The organism is Acinetobacter tandoii (assembly GCF_008867985.1).
Classification (GTDB): domain Bacteria; phylum Pseudomonadota; class Gammaproteobacteria; order Pseudomonadales; family Moraxellaceae; genus Acinetobacter; species Acinetobacter tandoii.
Window position 1 is genome coordinate 66674 of record NZ_VXLD01000009.1, and the last position, 21423, is coordinate 88096.

General features: G+C 40.7%; 22 protein-coding genes. 13 read left to right on the top strand and 9 right to left on the bottom strand.

Translation table 11 applies throughout. The annotated features are described in order from the left end of the window. Nucleotides 1-109 precede the first annotated feature (109 nt). Complete coding sequence (locus F4W09_RS12980; protein WP_016165386.1) at nucleotides 110-1120, top strand: AraC family transcriptional regulator; 1011 nt, start codon at nucleotides 110-112, stop codon at nucleotides 1118-1120. 39 nt (nucleotides 1121-1159) lie between these two features. Here F4W09_RS12980 and F4W09_RS12985 read toward each other — a convergent pair whose 3' ends face one another. Together F4W09_RS12985 and F4W09_RS12990 are read right to left on the bottom strand one after the other, a co-directional pair. Continuing rightward, complete coding sequence (locus tag F4W09_RS12985) at nucleotides 1160-1591, bottom strand: NUDIX hydrolase (protein ID WP_044739254.1); 432 nt, start codon at nucleotides 1589-1591, stop codon at nucleotides 1160-1162. Continuing rightward, the gene (locus F4W09_RS12990) at nucleotides 1591-2130 is read right to left on the bottom strand and encodes a shikimate kinase (RefSeq protein WP_104441093.1); all 540 of its coding nucleotides are present in this window, start codon (nucleotides 2128-2130) and stop codon (nucleotides 1591-1593) included. Before F4W09_RS12990 ends, F4W09_RS12985 begins: the two co-directional genes overlap by 1 nt. A 187-nt stretch (nucleotides 2131-2317) precedes the next feature. Between F4W09_RS12990 and F4W09_RS12995 the strand changes: the two genes are divergently transcribed. The 3 genes from F4W09_RS12995 (at nucleotide 2318) to F4W09_RS13005 (ending at nucleotide 6128) form a co-directional block, all read left to right on the top strand. After that, the gene (locus tag F4W09_RS12995; protein WP_151505033.1) at nucleotides 2318-3523 is read left to right on the top strand and encodes an acetyl-CoA C-acetyltransferase; all 1206 of its coding nucleotides are present in this window, start codon (nucleotides 2318-2320) and stop codon (nucleotides 3521-3523) included. An 18-nt stretch (nucleotides 3524-3541) separates the two neighbouring features. Then, complete coding sequence (locus F4W09_RS13000; RefSeq protein WP_151505034.1) at nucleotides 3542-5677, top strand: 3-hydroxyacyl-CoA dehydrogenase NAD-binding domain-containing protein; 2136 nt, start codon at nucleotides 3542-3544, stop codon at nucleotides 5675-5677. Nucleotides 5678-5849: 172 nt separating this feature from the next. Beyond that, nucleotides 5850-6128 carry a hypothetical protein gene (locus F4W09_RS13005; protein ID WP_016165391.1) on the top strand — a complete coding sequence of 93 codons (279 nt, stop codon included), beginning with the start codon at nucleotides 5850-5852 and terminating at the stop codon, nucleotides 6126-6128. Nucleotides 6129-6184: 56 nt separating this feature from the next. Here the strand turns inward: F4W09_RS13005 and F4W09_RS13010 are convergent, their stop codons facing one another. Then, the gene (locus F4W09_RS13010; protein WP_151505035.1) at nucleotides 6185-6616 is read right to left on the bottom strand and encodes a GNAT family N-acetyltransferase; all 432 of its coding nucleotides are present in this window, start codon (nucleotides 6614-6616) and stop codon (nucleotides 6185-6187) included. A gap of 31 nt (nucleotides 6617-6647) precedes the next feature. Next, nucleotides 6648-7871, bottom strand: a complete 1224-nt coding sequence (locus F4W09_RS13015) for a class I SAM-dependent methyltransferase (protein WP_151505036.1) — start codon at nucleotides 7869-7871, stop codon at nucleotides 6648-6650. A 102-nt stretch (nucleotides 7872-7973) separates the two neighbouring features. Here F4W09_RS13015 and trhA point away from each other — a divergent pair, with 102 nt between their 5' ends. Both trhA and F4W09_RS13025 read left to right on the top strand, forming a co-directional pair. Then, on the top strand, nucleotides 7974-8615 hold the full coding sequence (gene trhA / locus F4W09_RS13020) for a PAQR family membrane homeostasis protein TrhA (RefSeq protein ID WP_151505037.1): 642 nt from the start codon (nucleotides 7974-7976) through the stop codon (nucleotides 8613-8615). 144 nt (nucleotides 8616-8759) lie between these two features. Continuing rightward, nucleotides 8760-10070, top strand: a complete 1311-nt coding sequence (locus F4W09_RS13025) for an MFS transporter (protein WP_151505038.1) — start codon at nucleotides 8760-8762, stop codon at nucleotides 10068-10070. Nucleotides 10071-10176: 106 nt separating this feature from the next. Here the strand turns inward: F4W09_RS13025 and F4W09_RS13030 are convergent, their stop codons facing one another. Then, on the bottom strand, nucleotides 10177-11190 hold the full coding sequence (locus F4W09_RS13030) for a metallophosphoesterase (protein ID WP_418655093.1): 1014 nt from the start codon (nucleotides 11188-11190) through the stop codon (nucleotides 10177-10179). Nucleotides 11191-11326: 136 nt separating this feature from the next. Here F4W09_RS13030 and F4W09_RS13035 point away from each other — a divergent pair, with 136 nt between their 5' ends. After that, a complete protein-coding gene (locus F4W09_RS13035) occupies nucleotides 11327-12925 on the top strand; it encodes a phospholipase D family protein (protein WP_151505039.1) in 1599 nt (532 codons plus the stop codon). Nucleotides 12926-12946: 21 nt separating this feature from the next. Here the strand turns inward: F4W09_RS13035 and F4W09_RS13040 are convergent, their stop codons facing one another. Next, nucleotides 12947-13780 carry a lysophospholipid acyltransferase family protein gene (locus tag F4W09_RS13040; protein WP_151505040.1) on the bottom strand — a complete coding sequence of 278 codons (834 nt, stop codon included), beginning with the start codon at nucleotides 13778-13780 and terminating at the stop codon, nucleotides 12947-12949. A 183-nt stretch (nucleotides 13781-13963) separates the two neighbouring features. Between F4W09_RS13040 and F4W09_RS17150 the strand changes: the two genes are divergently transcribed. From F4W09_RS17150 to F4W09_RS13065, 6 genes are all read left to right on the top strand, one after another. Further along, a complete protein-coding gene (locus F4W09_RS17150; RefSeq protein WP_158654331.1) occupies nucleotides 13964-14101 on the top strand; it encodes a hypothetical protein in 138 nt (45 codons plus the stop codon). Nucleotides 14102-14170: 69 nt separating this feature from the next. Continuing rightward, complete coding sequence (gene hflX / locus F4W09_RS13045) at nucleotides 14171-15502, top strand: ribosome rescue GTPase HflX (RefSeq protein WP_151505041.1); 1332 nt, start codon at nucleotides 14171-14173, stop codon at nucleotides 15500-15502. Between the two features lie 47 nt (nucleotides 15503-15549). Beyond that, on the top strand, nucleotides 15550-15921 hold the full coding sequence (locus F4W09_RS13050; RefSeq protein WP_151505042.1) for a hypothetical protein: 372 nt from the start codon (nucleotides 15550-15552) through the stop codon (nucleotides 15919-15921). Nucleotides 15922-15930: 9 nt separating this feature from the next. Further along, nucleotides 15931-16605, top strand: coding sequence for an LrgB family protein (locus F4W09_RS13055; RefSeq protein ID WP_044739241.1), 675 nt, complete (start codon nucleotides 15931-15933; stop codon nucleotides 16603-16605). Nucleotides 16606-16696: 91 nt separating this feature from the next. Continuing rightward, a complete protein-coding gene (locus F4W09_RS13060) occupies nucleotides 16697-17143 on the top strand; it encodes a DUF2147 domain-containing protein (RefSeq protein ID WP_044739240.1) in 447 nt (148 codons plus the stop codon). Nucleotides 17144-17332: 189 nt separating this feature from the next. Further along, entirely contained in the window at nucleotides 17333-17785 is a 453-nt protein-coding gene (locus F4W09_RS13065; protein WP_044739239.1) for a DUF2147 domain-containing protein, read from the top strand. Nucleotides 17786-18467: 682 nt separating this feature from the next. On the opposite strand, the gene F4W09_RS13070 is transcribed toward F4W09_RS13065, so the two are convergent. Genes F4W09_RS13070 through pdxA form a run of 3 tightly spaced genes read right to left on the bottom strand, consistent with a single transcriptional unit; the run spans nucleotide 18468 to nucleotide 21123 of the window. Then, nucleotides 18468-19310: a symmetrical bis(5'-nucleosyl)-tetraphosphatase gene (locus F4W09_RS13070; protein ID WP_151505043.1), complete on the bottom strand. Its 843-nt coding sequence runs from the start codon at nucleotides 19308-19310 to the stop codon at nucleotides 18468-18470. A gap of 2 nt (nucleotides 19311-19312) precedes the next feature. Next, nucleotides 19313-20122: a 16S rRNA (adenine(1518)-N(6)/adenine(1519)-N(6))-dimethyltransferase RsmA gene (gene rsmA, locus F4W09_RS13075; protein ID WP_151505044.1), complete on the bottom strand. Its 810-nt coding sequence runs from the start codon at nucleotides 20120-20122 to the stop codon at nucleotides 19313-19315. A 32-nt stretch (nucleotides 20123-20154) separates the two neighbouring features. Further along, nucleotides 20155-21123 carry a 4-hydroxythreonine-4-phosphate dehydrogenase PdxA gene (gene pdxA, locus F4W09_RS13080; protein ID WP_044739237.1) on the bottom strand — a complete coding sequence of 323 codons (969 nt, stop codon included), beginning with the start codon at nucleotides 21121-21123 and terminating at the stop codon, nucleotides 20155-20157. Between the last annotated feature and the right edge of the window lie 300 nt (nucleotides 21124-21423).

Below are 21423 nucleotides of genomic sequence, written 5' to 3' on the forward strand. Positions count from 1 at the left end.
TTTACCATGTAGAAAGGCAAATTTCCCTATTGTAAATTGCCTATAAAAACTTTTTTAGCGTCATTTAGGTCATACGCAAGTGAATACAAAAGAGACTGAAGGATTTAACATGAGCCGCGATACGATTAGTATCCATTTTGTGAATGCGGCTTTGACTGGCGTAAAACGCCTCGGCATGGATGTCGAAACTTTACTTTCGCACGTCGGAATAGAAGCCGAACTGTTACGTCAGCCTAAAGCTCGAATTTCTCCAGAACAATACACACGTTTTGTGAAAATGTTATGGATGGTGACTCAGGATGAGCATATTGGTTTCGATACCCAACCTCGTCGTTTGGGTACGTTTGCCATTATGTGCCAACTGATCATCCATGCGAAAACCTTAGGTGATGCGCTCGAACTATCAACTCAGTTTTATAAATTGTTTGGTGATGAATGGTGTGTTTCGCTCGAACGTGATAAGCATGAAGCACGCTTAGTTCCACTCATTCCAACTGAGATGGATCCAAATCATTTCATTACCGAAAGTATGTTGATGATTTGGCATGGCTTGGCATCTTGGCTCATTGAACGTCGCCTCCCTTTAGAGCGCGTACATTTTGGTTACCCGCGCCCTGCCCATGCAGATGAATATGATGCCCTGTTTTTCGCTCCCGTGATGCAGTTTGACATGCCACGTACCGAAATCACCTTTGCTGCGGATTATTTAGATTTACCAATTCGTCAAAATGAAGAAACCTTAGAAGAATTCTTAAAAGCAGCGCCTGCACAGCTATTGGTTAAATTCAAAAACACCAATTCTCTCACCTCTCGTATTCGTGAAGTGTTGAAGAGTCAAATTGGTGAAGAAATGCCAACACTGAATGATGTAGCATCAATGTTATATCTTTCACCGCAAACTTTACGTCGTCGTTTGGCTGCGGAAGGTAAAAGCTACCAAGGCGTGAAAGATGCTTTACGTCGTGATGCTGCGATTCACTTACTCCTCAATCCAAACCTCACATTGGAAGATGTCGCACAGCAGGTTGGTTTCAGTGAAACCAGTACCTTCCATCGTGCATTCAAGAAATGGACAGGCGTAACCCCAGGGTTATACCGTCAATTACATGGTTATCTTTAAGCCATAATTTTTGAATAGACAGCTTTAATATGAAGCTGTCTACTCCTTACACAGCCACTGCACTATGCCCTTGGGATAAACAGGATACTGACCCGATGCTAATAACTGTGTATTAACCCACTCAGCGATATAAGTTGAACCATTTGTCTCGCACCCATTTATTTCTACTTGGCTATATAAAGTTTTATCAAAAAATTCAGCCTCATAAACAAAAATGATTTCATGCCCTGCTTGAGCATCAAAAGTAAATAAATTTTCAAGAACACCTAACAGTTTTGTATGAATAATCTGCTGATTTATTTCCTCTAAAACTTCTCGTTTAACTGCTTCTAAGGAAGTTTCTCCAAATTCAATAGTACCTCCTATCGGCCTCAAATAATTTTCATTTTTGCTGGGGTCATGTCCATGAGAAAGCAGAACTTTATCTTGATATCGAAAAATACAAAGTGCCTTTGCTGGAATATGCATCATTATACGCTCTTAATTTTCTCTAAAAATTCCACTGATTGTTTTGGTGAAGTTAAACGAATAAATTGAATATGCTGATATTGGGAATCATGCATCATCATTTGATATTTTCTTTTATTTCTAGGATATTGCTGAATCAGCCAAACAAAAATCGATTGTTTAGAAAACAATAGCTTTAAACTCTCTCGATTATTAGAGTTTTTCCATAATTTTCTTTGACTCATAAGATTGAATAAACTGCGTTTCGTTAAGTGAAAAAAATTTCTAGATAACGAGTAATCCAACCAAACTATGGTATCTATTTTCACCAATTTTAACGACATAGTACGAGTATAATTACCATCTAATACCCAACCACTCGCAGTATTATCCATTTTGTTTTTTAATTTTTCGAAAAACACCTCATCCGTTGGCTCTTGCCAATTATCGAGCCAAAATAAATCATCCATTTCAATATAAGCTAAATCTAATTTCTGTGCTAACTGTCGGGCAAACGTCGATTTGCCTGAGCCAGTCGTACCAATAATATTAATAAATTTCATTTAAATAGATTATTTTTTATGGTTGCATAGTTTACTGATCAAGCTCCACTTTGATCAAGTTCATATTTCCGCATCTCAATTGACCAAAATGATCATGCTGCCTATGCCAGTCTTGTCATTGCACTCGCTCTTAAAACCAGTACACTCAAAACACAAATAAATTTTAAGCAATAAAAAAGGAACTATTATGAGCGAGGCTTATATTATTGATGCCATTCGCACACCACGCGGAAAAGGAAAAAAAGACGGCTCTCTTTACGAAGTAAAACCAATCACATTACTCACCACCCTATTAAATGAATTACAACAACGCCATCAGCTTGATACATCTAAAGTAGATGATCTTGTTCTGGGCTGCGTAACACCAATTGGCGATCAAGGTGGGGACATTGCCAAAACAGCAGCAATTGCCGCAGGTTGGAATGATGATGTCGCTGGAGTTCAAATCAACCGTTTTTGTGCTTCAGGTTTAGAAGCAGTCAACATGGCAGCAATGAAAGTTCGCTCTGGTTGGGAAGATTTGGTCGTTGCTGGTGGCGTTGAATCAATGTCACGTATTCCAATGGGTTCGGATGGTGGGCCGTGGGCTTTAGACCCAGAAACAAACCTTAAGTCATCATTTGTTCCGCAAGGTATTGGGGCCGACCTGATTGCAACCTTAGATGGCTATAGCCGTGAAGATGTTGATAATTTCGCTGTGAAGTCACAGCAAAAAGCGGCGGCGGCTCAATCAAATGGTTATTTCGACCAATCAGTCGTACCAGTCAAAGATCACGCAGGTGTAGTGATTTTAGAGAAAGATGAATTTATTAAAGGCAATACAACACTCGAAGGTCTAACGAAGCTCAACCCAAGTTTTGAAATGATGGGGCAAATGGGCTTTGATGCAGTCGCTTTACAAAAATATCCGGAAGCACAAAAAATCAATCATGTTCACCATGCAGGTAACTCATCAGGCATTGTCGATGGAGCAGCTATAGTTTTATTGGCTTCTGAAAAAGCGGTAAAAGAACAAAATTTAAAACCACGCGCTAAAGTTTTAGCGACTGCACTGGTTGGTACTGACCCAACCATTATGCTGACTGGCCCTGCGCCTGCTGCACGTAAAGCTTTAGAAAAAGCTGGGCTTACGATTGATGATATTGACCTATTTGAAGTCAATGAAGCATTTGCGGCAGTTGTTATGCGTTTTATTAATGAGCTCAATGTCCCTACTGAAAAAGTCAACGTAAATGGTGGTGCGATTGCTTTAGGTCATCCATTAGGTGCAACAGGTGCCATGATTTTAGGTACTTTACTTGATGAGCTTGAACGACAAGATAAAAAGCGCGGTTTAGCGACGCTCTGTGTTGGCGGTGGGATGGGTATTGCCACCATTATTGAACGCGTATAAAAATTAGGGATATAAAAGATGAGTGCAATTCAATACGAAAAAAATGCCGACAATATTGTCATTTTAACACTTGATTCAACTGGTCAATCTGCGAACACTATGAATGCTGAGTTTCGTGACTCGCTTGATGAAGCAACTCAGAAACTTAAAGCAGAAACAGAACTTTCAGGTGTTATTTTCCGCTCGGCTAAAAAAACTTTCTTTGCAGGCGGTGATTTAGATGAGCTGATCCAAGTTCAGCCTGAACACGCAACTGACTTTTTCAATATGGTTGAAAAGCTAAAAGGTCATTTACGTACAATTGAAACACTAGGGATTCCAGTGGTTGCAGCATTAAATGGCACGGCACTTGGCGGTGGTTGGGAAATTGCATTAAGTTGCCATCACCGTATTGCAATCAATGACCCGAAGAGCAAATTTGGTCTACCAGAAGTTACTTTAGGTTTGTTACCGGGTGGCGGCGGTATTGTGCGTATGGTACGTCTCCTCGGACTTCAAAATGCGTTCCCATTTTTAATGGAGGGCAAACAGTTCGGTGTTGATAAAGCAAAATCTTTAGGCTTAATTCATGACACTGCCGAAAATGAACAAGAACTTTTAGATAAAGCAATTGCTTGGATCAAGGCCAATCCAAAATCTCAGCAGCCATTTGATGTGAAGGGTTATAAAATTCCGGGTGGCGATCCAAAAACTCCAGCAGTTGCACAAGTTCTTGCAATTGCACCAGCCATGTTAAAAGACAAAACCAAAGGTTGTTACCCTGCCCCTGAAGCAATTATGGCTGCCGCAGTTGAAGGTGCACAAGTTGATGTCGATACTGCTTTACGTATTGAGTCTCGCTACTTTACTCAGCTTACAACAGGTCAAATTTCTAAAAATATGATCGGCACTTTCTGGCATGGTCTAAATGCAATTAAGTCTGGTGCTAGTCGTCCTGCCAACGTTGCAAAATGGCAAGCCACTAAAGTTGGTGTGTTGGGTGCGGGCATGATGGGTGCGGGCATTGCTTATTCAACAGCCATTAAAGGTATTCCAGTTGTCCTTAAAGATGTCTCAGTTGAAAATGCGGAGAAAGGCAAAGCATATTCACAAAAGCTTCTTGATAAACGTGTTTCACAAGGCCGCATGACCGCAGAAAAACGTGATCAGGTTTTATCTCTGATTACGGCTACAGCGTCAGCTCAAGATCTTCAAGGCTGTGATTTAATTATTGAAGCGGTATTTGAAAATCAAGAACTCAAAGCGAAAGTCACTCAAGAAGCCGAACAATACTTAGCGCCTAATGGCGTAATGGCATCAAATACATCAACCCTGCCAATTACAGGTTTAGCTCAAGCAAGTAAGGATGATAAAGCTTTTATCGGTCTGCATTTCTTTAGCCCTGTCGACAAAATGCAGTTAGTCGAGATTATTAAAGGTAAAAATACCTCAAGTGAAACTCTTGCTAAAGCCTACGACTTCGTACAACAAATTGGAAAAACACCGATTGTTGTCAATGATAGCCGTGGTTTCTTTACCAGTCGTGTATTTGGTACGTTCATTCAAGAAGGTATGCGTTTGCTTGCAGAGGGCGTTCACCCAGCACGTATTGAAATGGCAGCACTGAAAGCTGGTATGCCAGTTGGCCCACTCGCTATTCAAGATGAAGTGTCTTTAACCTTAACTGAACATGTTGCTAGTGAAGCACGTAAAGCCCTGCAAGCTGAAGGAAAAGATTTACCTAAAACTTCTGTAGATGAAGTGGTTCACACCATGATTCATGAGTTAAACCGTAAAGGCAAAGCTGCTGGCGCAGGTTTCTATGATTATCCGGAAAATGGCAAAAAGCATCTTTGGGAAGGCTTGAACCGTTGGCAAAAAGATCATGATATTTCTGAACAAGACATGATTGATCGCATTCTGTTTGTACAGGCCTTAGATACTTTACGTTGTTATGAAGAAGGCGTATTGGAGTCTGTAATTGATGCCAATGTCGGTTCTATCTTTGGCATTGGTTATGCACCTTGGACGGGTGGAGCAATTCAATTCCTAAATCAATATGGTACTGATAAAGCACAAAAACGCGCAGAAGAATTAGCTGCCAAATATGGTGAACGTTTTAATCCACCACAAAGTTTAAGAGATAAAGCTCAACGCAACGAACTTATTCAATAATTCTTCTATCGATAAACGCTGGTTTGGGAACCCTCTTCCAAATCAGCTACATCTCATAAGCTAAAATAAGAACAATTAAGCTTTTTATAAAATTTGGTCTGTATCCACTCTATTTTATGTTATAAAGTTACATAATTTTAAAAGTTTCTTTTTATCCATTGGGTTATTTGTTATGTCAGACAATACTTCTCCTGAAAAATCCCCATGGGGTTGGAAGGCCCTGATTATTGCCACAATTTTAAGTATTATTTTTCTGGTTGTTTTTTATTTAGCGATGCAGCATGAACCTGACTATATGCCAGGTAAGCAACGCGAAGCTCGTGCGGCCCAAGCCAGCAGTGCACCAGTAGAACACCAGATGGACATGAGTGCCGAAGAACACAATATGACGGCTGAAGAACATGCTGCCATGACGGAGTCCTCAGCATCTACAGCTCATCACGGACATTGAGCAATAAAAAGCCATCTCTCAGAAGATGGCTTTTTTATGCCTGAAATTTAGGATTTTTAGCCCTGTGCAAGCAAAGACATCTGCATATCAATATGTGGAATGCCACAATCCATATACGCTTCTCCACAGACTTGAAAGCCTAAAGCTTGGTAAAAAGACATTGCATGCACTTGAGAAGAAAGTTGCAGTAAAGGACGTTGTTGGATCCGCGCTTGCTGGATAATCTCTTGCATCAAAAGCTTGCCAATCCCTTGTCCACGGTGCGATGCCAATACGGCAACTCGCCCAATACTATGATTTGGCAATAAGCGCGCTGTCGCAATCACCTGTTCCCCGTCACACACTACAAAATGCTGTGAAATTTCATCCTGTGCATCCCACTCATCTACCGCAGCAATCTGCTGTTCCTGAATAAATACTTGCTCACGAATTGGTTTTGCATCTGACTGCAATTCAGCCCAAGACCCTGTCCGAATCTGTAGTGTCATATCTCTGTCCTGTTTATTTAACTCAACATACTTAGCATTTCGAACCAATATCTTGTTGATCCCATTGGTTATTGAGCAATAATTCCAAAGAATGCTTTTGAATACCGTACATATTTTTTAAAGCTTCAATTTGCGCCAATACTGTAGCGTCAGGTGCAACAAAATCGGCACGTTTGGTGGCTAAGATCATTTTATTTTTGCTGGTATGTTCTAAAGCAACAAATTCAAAGACTTTAGTTTCATAACCATAGGCTTTTAACAGCAATGCACGAATAGTATCTGTCAGCATTTCTGCCTGTTGCCCCGCGTGAATTCCAAAGTGCAACATCGGCTTCAGTACTTCTGGACTTTTCAGTTGAGGACGTAATTCCTTATGGCAGCACGGCGCGCACATAATCATCTGTGCATTTAAGCGAATCCCTGTATGAATGGCAAAATCGGTTGCCACATCACAAGCATGCAGTGCAATCATCACATCTAAACGCTCAGGCTGATAAGTTCGGACGTCACCTTGGAAAAAATCCAGTTGGTTAAAGCCTGAAGCCTCTGCCACATGTTGACAGAACTGCACCATCTTTTCATTCAACTCAACGCCTGTTACAAATGGAACCTGCTGTTGCTTCGCCAAATAATCATATAAGGCAAAGGTCAAATAACCTTTCCCCGAACCAAAATCAACCACATGCAACGCTTGATCTTGATTGGGAAGTTGCATCAAAGCCCCTGAAAAAATTTCCACGAATTTATTAATCTGTTTCCATTTACGCGCCATGCTTGGAATAATCTGGCTTTGAGCATCGGTAATGCCTAAATGCTGCAAAAATACACTTTCTTGCTCCACAAAACGATGTTTGCTTCGATCATGTGCTTGGGTTGCCCGAGCTTCATTTTTTGCCGTTGCTGTTTTCTGAGTAATGGTTAGTAAATCTTTTTTCTTGTTGCGCTTGAGTTGTATATCTTGAGTCGATGCAAATAAATTGCCCTGCTTACAACAGGTCAAATGCTCCGCAATGATTTGCATGGCATCTGAGATTGGGTAGTTTTTGGTGACATCTTGAGTTTTATGCCGGTATAAAACATTCAAGACAGGTTGCTGTTGTAGTTCAATCAGGCGGAAAGTCATTTTTTCTAACTGTTGCATTTCCCCCTTGTATTGGCTCAAGATTAAACGCTCAAAACTTTGTGTTTCAAGTGCTTGCTGCACAGCATCGAGAAACTGTTGTTCCTGAGCAGAAGGAGAAGTCGAGTCAGACATACAATAAACCTAATCAAATTTGCGACTAAATTTTAAAGCGTCTTACACGAAAAGCAAAATTGAATTACTATACATTTGTATTTTTAATAAAAAGCAGCCGCTATGACCGCTCCCCATACGCAAGATTATCATCCAACCGAAGAGCAGTTTAATGTGTGGAGCCATGCGCTCGGTGCAATCCTTGGCTGTATCGGCACTATACTGTTGGTAATTAAGGGGGCATCATTAAGTACGGGACAATGGATTGGTCTTTGGGTCTATGGTTTCAGTATGATTCTGCTGTTTACGGGTTCCACGCTGTATCACATGGCGCAGACCTACGAAAAACGTTTTTGGCTAAAAAAACTCGATCACACCGCCATTTATTATTTGATTGCTGGGACTTATACCCCTTTTCTCTCGATTGCAATTCCAACCGAAAAAGCCCACAACTTACTGATTGCACTTTGGGTGATTGCATTGCTTGGAACACTTTTCAAGTTAATCTTCATTCATCGTTTCCAGAAAGTTTCGTTAATTGCCTACTTGGTTATGGGCTGGCTTGCTGTATTATTAGTCAATGATATGCAACGTTATTTATCTTCAGACGCGCTCTTTTGGCTGGTTTTTGGGGGGCTGGCTTATACAGTCGGAGCATTGTTTTATGCATTAAAACGGGTAAGATATACCCATGCGATCTGGCATGTATTTGTACTGATAGGCGCTGGATCACACTTCCTCGCGATCTATCTGTACGTGATTTAATCGGCTTCTCTCGAGTTTTAGTGACCCTAAAAGAGTAGATGTGAGTTCGATTTTCCGTTGTTTTTTTAAGAAATTACGCCTTTTTTAAAAAGATTACGCTTTTAAAACTAAGTTCTTTTAATTTTAGTAAGTGTAAGGTTATCCATGGCGTCATCAACTACAGCTACAGTAGAAGTAGCAACTAATTCAAAATTTCGTGTACTTACCGCTAGTCTAGTGGGTACTACTATCGAGTTCTTCGATTTTTATATTTACGCGACTGCTGCGGTCATTATTTTTCCACATCTGTTCTTCCCTGCAAGTACAGATCCGATGACCGCCACCATTCAGTCACTGGCGACCTTTGCCATTGCCTTTATTGCACGTCCAATTGGTGCAGCCCTGTTTGGTCATTTAGGTGACCGTATTGGACGGAAAGCCACCTTGGTCGCAGCCCTACTCACCATGGGCATTTCTACGGTCTGTATCGGTTTATTACCCACCTATGCCCAAATTGGTATTGTCGCGCCATTGCTCTTAGCCCTTTGCCGTTTAGGACAGGGGCTTGGTTTAGGCGGTGAATGGTCAGGTGCGGTGTTATTGGCAACAGAAAATGCCCCAGAAGGCAAGCGTGCATGGTATGGCATGTTCCCACAGTTGGGTGCACCTATTGGTTTTATCTTGGCAACAGGTTCGTTCTTGACCCTCGGTGCATTGATGTCTGAACAAGACTTTATGCAATGGGGCTGGCGTATTCCATTTATTGCCAGTGCTATTTTGGTAATTGTAGGTCTATGGATTCGTCTTAAATTGCACGAAACGCCAGCTTTCCAAAAGGTGTTGGATAAGCAAAAAGAAGTCAACGTGCCTTTTAAAGAAGTCATGACCAAACATTTGCCAATGTTGGTTCTAGGTACGATTGCAGCGATTTGTACCTTCGTTGTGTTTTATCTCACTACAGTGTTCGCACTTAACTGGGGAACCACAAAACTTGGCTATTCACGTGCTGAATTCTTAGAGTTACAATTGATTGCAACACTTTGTTTTGCTGCTTTTATTCCACTTTCTGCGATTTTGGCAGAAAAATTTGGACGTAAAACCACTTCGATTGCAGTCTGCGTACTTTCAGCCTTATTTGGTTTAGTTTTCTCAAGCATGCTCGAATCTGGCAATACCTTTGTCGTATTCTTATTCTTGTGTATAGGTTTAGCCATTATGGGCTTAACTTATGGCCCAATTGGGACTGTGTTGTCTGAGATTTTCCCAACTTCTGTGCGCTATACAGGTTCTGCTTTGACCTTTAACTTGGCGGGTATTTTCGGTGCTTCTTTTGCGCCACTGATTGCCACTAAACTCGCAACAACTTATGGATTATATGCTGTGGGTTATTATCTCACAGCAGCTTCTATTCTTTCATTGCTGGCATTCCTTGCTATTCGTGAAACTAAAAATGATGATGTAAATAATCAAGTTTAATCACAATTACACCCGATAAAATCTTAAAATGATGAAAAGCCCTCAATCCTTACAAAGTTTGAGGGCTTTTTTATGCGAATACAGAGATGACATCTAAAGTCTTAAATTAAACCAATTCAATAATATCAATGGTGGGTGGAACGCGAAATCGAAATGGAACACCGACCATTCCTGTACCGACTGTCACAAACACATCAGCATGTTCATGGTTATACAATCCTCGTTTATGTCCGAGAATAGAGACTTTTTTCATCACATAATCTGTTAGCCAAGGTAATTCGACCTGTCCACCATGGGTATGTCCCGACAACATTAACGGACGATTCGGTAGTTTTGGAACCATATCCACTGTATCTGGGTTATGAGAGAGAATCACCCAAGGTTTGTCTTGGGGTAAATCTGGCAGGTAACGCATATCGGCTTTTCCTGCCCACAAATCGCCAACCCCAATTAAACGAAATTCATCAAATTCAACAATCTGCCCTTCAATATCAATGACATCATTCGCACTGAGTGCATGACTCAATAAAGCCTGTATCGGCGGACCAGGATATTGCTCATCATGATTTCCATATACAGAATAAACAGGAGCTTGAATTTTTTTTAAGGGTGCCAATTCATCAGCCAAAGTATCTTCTGGTTCATATGTCCAATCCCCTGCCACCACCACCAAATCTGGCTGCTGCTGATTGATTTTCTCCACGATTATTTTTAGTTGTCGTTCATGTCCTGAAAACAAACCGATATGTAAATCAGCCACCAAGGCTATTTTCACAGGCTTTTGAATTCGGCTTCCAGCATCTAATTGATATCGTGTTGTTTTAACTTGAACACAATGTGGCTCTACAAAGCGTGCATAAAGTAAAACGATACTCAGCAAGAATACAAACCCTGCTTCATGTAACGAATAATAGCCACTCCAGCCAGCATAAAGACTAAATACAGCCAAAGGCCAGAGTAAATAAGACAAATAAAACGCAAGTAAATGCACAAATGCTTTAAATGGATGGATCGTTTCTGTATGCGACTGGCTATGCCATGCCTGTGCAATTGCCCAAAATGCAATCAACACGAAACTTCCATAAAAAACGTAAATCATTGAGTCTGTTGTCAATATCATTACTCACTATACCAATTACTAATTCTCTATTTTTATTTATCTTTTCATAGCTGACAATTATACTCAAACCAAATCTAGCGATCATAATAGTGTGATGAGTATAATAGACCCAAACAATCACGTCGTGCAGCGTCAGATGTCTGTCGTTAAAAAGAAGACCTCATCCAAGGCAGTAATTTTACTTTGTAGCAGTTTATTATTCGGTTTGCCTGCTTGCTCGACTCTCCCCCAATATACGCCACAACCTGTAGTCAATTCATTTGATATTGACACTTCTCATACATCATTAGCCAAAATTATTGATCCACTCCGTGAACAAAATCCGAATTTAACTGGTTTTCATGTCCTGAATGATCCCTTGGAGGCTTTGGCTGCACGGATTCACTTAATCGAACGTGCCGAAAAAACCTTAGATTTACAATATTATATTTGGGACAACGATAAAATTGGTGCCATCGCTTTGCATGCGATTATTCAGGCGGCTGATCGTGGCGTCAAAGTTCGCATGCTCATAGATGACAATAATGCGAGCAAAATGGAGGGCATTTATTTAGCACTAGCACAGCACCGCAATATCGATGTCAAACTGTACAATCCTTATGGTTTCCGTAATTTTCGTGCGATGGATATCTTGCTGGATTTAAAACGTGTCAATCGACGCATGCACAATAAGAGCTTTATTGCCGACAATCAAATTGCGTTGATTGGCGGACGGAACATGAGTAATCAATATTATAATGTCAGTGATCATTATCAGTTTTCTGATGTAGATGTCATGTTGGTCGGCACAGCTACGGATGAAATTGCATCATCTTTTGATGAATACTGGAATGATGCTTATGCCTATCCGGTCAATCAAATTGTTGACCCACAAAAATACACCTTACGCTATGAAGGTTTAAAACAACAAGTCACCGAACACTATGCCGATACTGCGGTACAAAATTACCTCGATTTAGCCAATCGCTCACAAGCTTTTGAGCAATGGCTGGATCATAGTATTAAGTTTGACTGGGTCAAAGCCAAAGTCGTGAAAGATTCTCCCAACAAAACACGCGATAAAGCGACACCAGAAGATTACTTGAATCACCAACTCATTTCGTATTTAGAAACGCCAAACTCAAGTTTAGACATTGTTTCCGCTTATTTTGTTCCTGAAAAAAAAGGGGCAGATGTTCTCGAAAAAATTTCGCAAAAAGGGGTTCAGGTTCGAGTATTGACCAATTCCTTCATTGCCAATGACGTGGCTTTGGTACATGCCTTTTACGGAAAATATCGCCAAGACCTTTTAGAAAACGGCGTACAAATGTATGAGTTTCTGGCGGCCCCTGAACAAGAAAACTGGTATCGCAACACTGAAGAGCTTTCACAAAAAGCCAAAATTAGTTTAAGAGGACTCAGCCATTCTAGCTTACATGCGAAAATGTTAGCGATTGATGAAAGCCAAGTGTTTATTGGTTCTTTTAATTTTGATCCACGTTCAGCATATCTCAATACCGAGATTGGGGTAATTTTAAATAGTCCACCTTTGGCTAAAGCAGTACATGAAACCATGGACCAAAATCTGTCGAAATACGCCTATAAACTGGTTTTAGATGCCAATAATAAAATTAATTGGCAACTGACCCACCCTAATGGAAATGTTAAAACTTACACGACAGAACCTAAAATGAAGTGGTGGCACAAAGTAGGAGTTAAGTTTATTTCTTGGTTACCTGTAGAAGGCTTTATGTAAGCCCCTTGCTTCCAACTGTGCTTAAACCAAAGCACGGTTGGACGTTGCAGGTACTGAATGTAACACTCGTTGATGTAACTGCGCTAAACCTACGTTCATTTCACGTTGTACGGTTGCAGTTAAACTGTCAACCGTGTGTCCTTCGGTATTAATCATCGGTAAAGTTAATAAATGTGCAGTCACTTTCGGCATTTCCAACACATTTTTAATATGATCGACAAAGCTGATTTCGCCAATAAACGGCGCCACCATATCTAACTCCCCCTGCTGATTCACATAACAAATTACACAGACCTGAACAGGTCGCTGTGCTTCAATTGCTGCCCCCAAAATTCGGCCATGTACTTTTTTAATCCGTGTACCATCAGACGTGGTTGCTTCAGGAAAAAACAACACAGGAATATCTTGTTTAAGAAAGTGGGCAATCTGTTCACGAATTTTGATTGAATCTCCCGAACCTCGTTTAATAAACAAAGTTCCACCCGCTTTAGCCAGTTTTCCAAATACAGGCCATTTTTCAATTTCAGCCTTAGCCAAAAAGAATACGCGCGCCCCAGAACCTAATACGGCAATATCGAGCCAAGAAATATGATTACTGACCCACAAAGCAGGTTCACGCGGAATCGCGCCATGCACTTCAACTTCAAGATTGAACACCTTACATAATTGACGGCAAAAATACTGAACGTAGCGGGTATTATTGGCATTGTTCGGGTCTTTATATAAACCATGACGAGCAACCAGATAAAATCCTTCCGAAACCACACCTAAGCCTGCACTGAGCTTTCGACCATACAAGAACAGCTTGGAAATTGGATTCAACGAAGACGTTTGAGCAGCTGAATTTTCTTTCATATATTTTGACTAACCAGCAAAACCTTGTGAGTATTTGATGAACTTTGCTTCATTCTATACGGTTCATTCCCCACATGCATTGATTATAAAAACCGAATGTGAACATTACAAAATCCAATTTTAATTCGAATGGCAACTTCATTATGATGGTTTTATAAGCATTAAAATGAATAGGTGTAACATATGCGAACTCATACACCACCTCAAAAATCCAAGTCATCTCATCACTGGTTACATACACTACAAGTGGTCATCGGCTTTAGTATTCTGTATTTTGCTGTCATTATTCTGTTTGCAAAATTATTCGCTGCCACGTTATAAAGCAACGAATCTCAAGCATCTCGGCCCTTTTTCCACTAGAATAGAATTTTAAAGTGGAGAAATGGCTGAGTGGCAAATTTAAAACGACATCAAGGTGGTGAACGCATTATTCTAGTTAGCGTTTCTGTGCAAATGCTGGAAAATCTTGATGCCGAAGAATTCAATTTGCTGGCTCAATCGGCTGGTGCTGAAATCTTGACACATATACACGCACAGCGGGTTAAACCCGATGCCAAACTTTTCATTGGCTCAGGCAAAGCCGAAGAAATTGCTGAACTTGTTGCAGAATATGAAGCCGACTTAGTCATTTTTGACCATGCATTAACGCCTGCACAAGCCCGTAATCTCGAATACATCCTCAAATGCCGTGTGGTTGATCGGAATGAATTAATTCTGGATATTTTCGCTCAACGTGCGCGTACCTTTGAAGGTAAGCTACAAGTTGAATTGGCTCAATTACAACACTTATCCTCCCGTTTAATTCGCAGCCGCGGAACCCTAGACAGTCAAAAAGGCGGGATCGGTTTACGTGGCCCTGGTGAAACCCTACTCGAAACAGATCGTCGTCTTTTAAAAATTCGCATGGGGCAACTCAAAGCCAAACTCGATAAAGTTCGACAAACTCGTCTGCAAGGTCGTGTTGCACGCCAAAAAGCGGCTGTTCCAACCGTATCTTTAGTTGGTTATACCAATGCGGGAAAATCCACCCTCTTCAATGTTTTAGCCAATAGCGATGTTTATGCGGCTGACCAACTGTTTGCGACCTTAGATCCAACATTACGTCGACTTTCATGGGAAGGCATTGGTACTGTAGTTTTGGCGGATACCGTTGGTTTTGTACGGAATCTTTCTCATTCTTTAGTCGAATCATTTAAAGCCACTTTAGAAGAAACACTAGAAGCCACCTTGTTACTTCATGTGATTGATTCAAGCAGCCCAGAAATGTTGGAACAAATTGAAGCAGTTGAAAAAGTACTCAAAGAGATTGGAGCCGATGTTCCTGTTCTTCGGGTCTACAACAAAATTGACCAAAGTGCTGAAGATGCAAAAATTGTCTATAGCAAGCCTAACTGCCCTGAACGTGTTTATGTCTCAGCCCATACAGGACAAGGCATCGAGTTGTTACAACAAGCGGTACATGAATGTTTGATGGGACAAATTCAAAACTTCGATCTGACACTGAAACCCGCTTATGGAAAACTACGTACCCAACTCTATACCCTCAATGTGATTCAATCCGAACATTATGATGATGAGGGTAATCTACATCTAAATGTAAAAATTGCACCTGCAAAATTGGAACAACTGATTCGTCAAGCACATTTACCACTCGATCAAATTCTGGGAGAAAAAGCAAGCATGTTCCAGAGAACGCTAGAGGAGTTTGAAATCAAACCCTAAATCGGTTAAAACGTGATAAGTAAAATTTTTTAGTATAATGACAAATCATGGATTGGGTAAAAAGTATTGATTGGCCAGCATGGATGGGTACACTTTTTTTAATTATTGGGTTCCGTGAATGTGCGGTCTGGATCATGACGCAGTTCAATCATCCTGAATTGGGTAATTTGATTGGATTAATTAGCTTATTAGTACTGCTTTTGCTCTGGCGTAAGTTCCGCAAAGTCCCTGCCCGACTGGTCGATACCAATAATAAAATCATGAAAGAAAGCGCCTTTGCCTTTTTACCGATTAGTGCAGGTTCTTTACTCATGTTGGTTCATATGGGCAGTGAAATTCCGCTATTTGTCGTGGTTCTGGTGGTGAGTACGCTTATTCCACTCTGGATTTACGCCAAAATGGCAAAGCACTGGCTATAGGAAAAGCACATGTTCTCAATTCTCTCTGGTTTTCTCATTACACTTATTGCCTATCTATGTGCCAAACCAATCAATAAAAAGATTCCACAAATTCCCGTGATTGTCATCGGCATGTTTTTTGTTATTGGTTTACTGTTTTTATTGGGCATTCCTTACGAATCCTATATGCAACAAACCAATACCATCTTCAGTCACTTACTCGGCTATGTCACTGTCGCACTTGCCATTCCTTTAGCTGCCATGCGTTATGATGATTTACCTCCTAAAGCCATTATCAGTATTTTGGTTTTTGCAAGTATCAGCGCAGTTGCACTTCCCATGGGCTTGGCGTATTTGTTACATATGGCTGATTCAACCATCATGGCGTTTGCTACCCGTGCTGTAACCACCCCGATTGCCATCAATATTGCAACTTTATTGCACGCACCAGTCACGCTAGTGATTCTAATTGTCATTTTATCGGGTGTGATTGGCGCAGCATTTTCTCCACTCATCTTACGCCATATTAATGATGAACGTGCGTCAGGGCTGGCGCTAGGGCTTGCTGCACATGCGATTGGCACAGCTCAGGCTTGGCAACGAGGTAGTATTGCAGGACGCTATGCCGCATTTGGCATGGCCGTAAATGCCGTTTTTACAGCAATTTGGCTGCCAACTTTTATACTTTACCTGCAAAATATGTGATCAACAAAACATTCCAAAGGTTGTTTTGTACAGAAAACAGCCCTAAGATAGATTTTGTTTAGTCGATTAAGTCAGCAAAAAGGAATTTATGATGGGAAAAGCTAAATTAATCAGCGCACTTGTTCTATCTGCTTTTAGTAGCATGGCTTTTGCAGAAGATATTTCAGGAACATGGAAGAACATTGATGACAAAACTGGCTCTTCTAAAGCCGTTTTAGAAATTCGTCAGGAATCAAATGGTACCTATACAGCCAAAGTTGTAAAGGTAACACCACGCCCAGGCTATACACCTAAAGACACCTGTATAGACTGTCCTGCACCTTATACCAACAAGCCAATTTTGGGGATGGATGTACTCAAAGGTTTAAAGCATGAAGAAGGTTTAAATTATTCTGGTGGTAAAATTATTGACCCACTTTCAGGGAAAATTTACAGTACCAAAGCCAAAATGAGTGCTAACGGTAAACGTTTAACCTTACGTGGATATGTCGGTGTTTCTGCATTAGGTCGTAGCCAAACTTGGATTCGCCAAGAATAAGAAAGCACACAAAATCAAACCGCCAAATAGGCGGTTTTTTTACATCTAAACCAATTATCTTCAAATTTCAAGCATATTGACTCCATAGTTTACCAAATCTTAACATTTTCATCGAGATACACGATAAAGTGAGCGTCCATATCCCAGCGATATAACAATGTATAAGGTTTTTACATTAATAGGGAATACATGAAAAAAATCATCTCTTTAAGCATCTTCACAGGTTTAGTCATCGCGAGTACTGCTGCTCTAGCACAAGATATCTCAGGCACTTGGCAGCAAATTGACGATAAAACAGGTTCACCCAAGGCAGTGATTGAAATTCGGAAGGAATCCAATAATACCTTTACAGGAAAGATCACCAAAATTACCCCCCGTCCAGGTTATACTCCACGTGAGCGCTGCAACAATTGTCCAGCACCATATACCAATCAGCCAATCTTGGGGATGGAGATATTAAAGGGACTTAAACAAGTCGAGGGGACAAACAATTACGAAAAAGGACGCGTGATTGATCCTCTGTCTGGTAAGTTTTACGATGCGAAAATGAAACTAAGTGCAACAGGCAAACGCCTGTCTTTGCGTGCCTATTTGGGCGTTTCAGCTTTAGGGCGCAATCAAACTTGGTTAAGAATTGAATAAGCGCTTATTAAAAAATGGATTGGGCAGTTTCAGCTCAATCCAACATGATTTCCAACGCACTCTAAGCAAATAAAATCAATCATATATCCAATAAATAAACTATAAGTTCTCACTTGAACCGTTGTTTCCCTATTGTGCACATCCAACTTACCCACCATATTTTAATGAAGAGAAACAACGTCAATTATTTCTAATGTATATAAAGTAGAAGAAATGTCGTTTTAATCACTTTTGGCTTTAATACTTTATAAGATACTGTTTTTAATAAACATAATACAAAAATATAGCAATATATGCTGATCAGTCTGGAAATTCCCAAGCCGTCATCGAAATGCCTAAACAATCTGACAATACTTCTGGTACTGAGGTACATTTCATTAAATGACTTGGCTATTCTCCAGCACTTAGCGATGTAAATTCCCCAGCCCCTTATGCCATTTCACTAATATTAAGAACGACTATTCTGAAGGGACTCAAAATGTTCAAGACTCATCTAACCACAATTAAGGTCCTATAATTGATCCATTCAATAGTCAAATTTATGATGCCAAGATGAAACTCAATCCTTCAAGTATACGCTTATCATTATGTGTCTATATGGCTTCATCTATTTTGGGGCGCAGTCAGACTTTGGGAATCATCCAACAAAGTCAAAAAAAGCCACGAAATCGTGGCTTTTTTTTCAACTCATCACTGGATTATCGATTGCAAAAAGCTCTTGGTCTTCCAGACGATACGCCAATAATTGATTACCCCAGACACACCCGCCATCTACATTTTGGATATGCGGGTTAATGGTTCGACCTTGTAAGGCTGCCCAATGACCAAAAATGACTTGATGGGTTTCTGCTGCTTTTGAATCAAATTCAAACCACGGCTGAAATCCTTCAGGCATTGGATCATCCAGTGCATCTTTAAAGCTAAATTCCAAGCGACCTTCTGCATTGGTCAAACGCATCCGCGTGAGATAGTTGGTAATGCAACGTAAGCGAGCATTTCCATTTAACTCATCCGACCATACATCAGGTTGCGTACCGTACATCTCTTGTAAAAAGGCATCCATCACAGTAAAGTCTTCATGACCAATGACTGCTTCGACCTCTTTCGCCAAAGTAGCCGTTTGTTCAGCTGTCCAAATACATGGAATACCCGCATGAGTCAAAATGGTCTGTTCATTCGGAAACAAGCAAAGCGGTTGCTTACGTAACCAATCAATCAAATCATCACTATCAATGGCATCAATTACATCTCGGGTACGGTCTTTATCTTTTACTGACTTTAAGCCGCGTGCACATGCCAAAAGCGTTAGGTCATGATTACCCAACACTGTCGCAGCAGAACCGCGTTCCACCAGTTTTTTAATAAATCGTAATGCCCCAATCGAGTTTTCGCCACGCGCAACCAAATCACCTGCAAACCAGATAAAGTCTTGATCGGGGTCAAACTGAATTGACTTCAATAAGGCCTTTAAGGCTTCAAAACAGCCTTGCACATCTCCAATGACATAATTGTAACGTGGCATGATAATTACACCATTTGATCTGCTAGAGCCACGAATTGAGCCAAGCTTAATGTTTCAGGACGTGCCATTGGATCAACACCTGCTTGCTCAAAACCATCTTCATGCAACATGCCTTTTAAGCTATTACGTAAAGTTTTACGACGCTGAGTAAAAACATGCGATACCAAACGTGCCAGTGCCTTTTCATCTTTAGCAATAATCGGCTTTACTGCATACGGTTCTAAACGAAATACCGCAGAGGTTACTTTAGGTGGCGGGTTAAATGAACCTGGTGGTACTTCAAACAAGAAGGTTGGTTTGCAGAAGTACTGAATCATCACCGACAAACGGCCATACTCTTTGCTATTTGGAGAAGCTGTAATACGGTCAACTACTTCTTTTTGTAGCATAAAATGCATGTCTTTGACTTTGTCACCAAATTCTAAGAGGTGGAACAAAAGTGGCGTCGAGATGTTATACGGCAAATTACCCACAACACGTAAAGGACGACCCTCTTGAAATAAGTTAGTGAAATCGTATTTCAGTGCATCAGTTTCAATAATGGTTAAACGTTCAGGATGTGGCACACGCCCTGGCAAACCTGCCGCCAAATCGCGGTCTAACTCAACAACAGTGAGTGCGTCACACTCGCCAATCAACGGAGAGGTTAATGCCGCCAAACCGGGCCCAATTTCTACAATGTTATCACCAGAGCGAGGTGCAACTGAACGTACAATCTTGGCAATCACACGTTGGTCATGTAAGAAGTTTTGCCCAAAACGCTTACGCGTATGGTGCCCTTCATCTTTCGGGTTTAAGGCATTAATTTGATACATAAATTTTTCCAACGTGAGTTAATCACTAAACATTAGTGACGAGCTAATTCTAATGCTAAATCAACAGCGACCTGTAAGCTTGAGCTTTTCGCAAGACCTGTGCCTGCGAGGGAGAGAGCTGTGCCATGATCGACTGAGGTACGAATAAAGGGTAAGCCCAAAGTAATATTAATGGCTTCACCAAACCCCTGCGATTTTAACACAGGTAAGCCCTGATCGTGATACATCGCCAAAACGGCATCGGCATCTTTTAAATTTTCAGGGGTAAATAAAGTGTCAGCAGGCAAACTCAGGCTCATATTGATGCCTTGAGCACGATAGCTTTCCAGCACAGGATTAATCACCTCAATTTCTTCCATACCTAAATAACCGTTCTCCCCTGCATGCGGATTTAAGCCGCACACTAAAATGTGGGGATGCTCTTTTTTGAATTTGCTTTTTAAATCGTGAATTAAGATATCAATGACTTGATGTAATCGTTCTTTGGTAATTGCATCAGGGACAGCTCTTAAGGGCAAATGGGTTGTGGCAAGTGCGACACGCAAAGTTTTGGTTGCGAGCATCATCACCACACGATCAACGCCAGCAAACTCTTGGTAGTATTCGGTATGCCCACTGAAATGAATTCCTGCCTCATTAATTACGGATTTTTGAACAGGTGCAGTCGCCACCCCGACGCTTTTACCAGACATGGCATACTCTGCTGAACGACGAAGTTGCTCTAAAACATAAGCTGAATTTTGAGGATTGAGCTCGCCTAAAACTACAGGTTGACTTAAAGCGACATGCTCCACATAAAGCTGACCGAGACGTGATGAATTTTCTTGACCAGAATACTCAATCAGCTCAATAGCAAGACCTAAGCATTCTGCACGTGCACGCAATAAATTGAGATCCCCAAGCACCACAATCGGACGCTCATCTATACGCCCTGCAAGGCTCAAGCAAATATCTGGACCAATTCCAGCAGGTTCACCACTAGTGATATACAAAGGAAGCATACTGAACTCAAAGAAAATGCGCGTCACTCATTATACAACGTCTATTTCAAGATTGATGAATAACAAAATCCATCACTGAAACTTGTTTATTCCAATTCTAATCATACGTTTAGCAATTGGCTGAAAACCTTGTTACAGGATTAGTTTGAACTATAAAACCCATTAATAAATAATGAAAAACTATTTCACTATTTTTTTGTTCTTCAAAATATCCAAATCTCTACAGACACTCCATCCGCTTATTTATATTTTTATAAAAGAATAAACTTTGATCTCTTCCTTTATATAGGGAAATGCCTT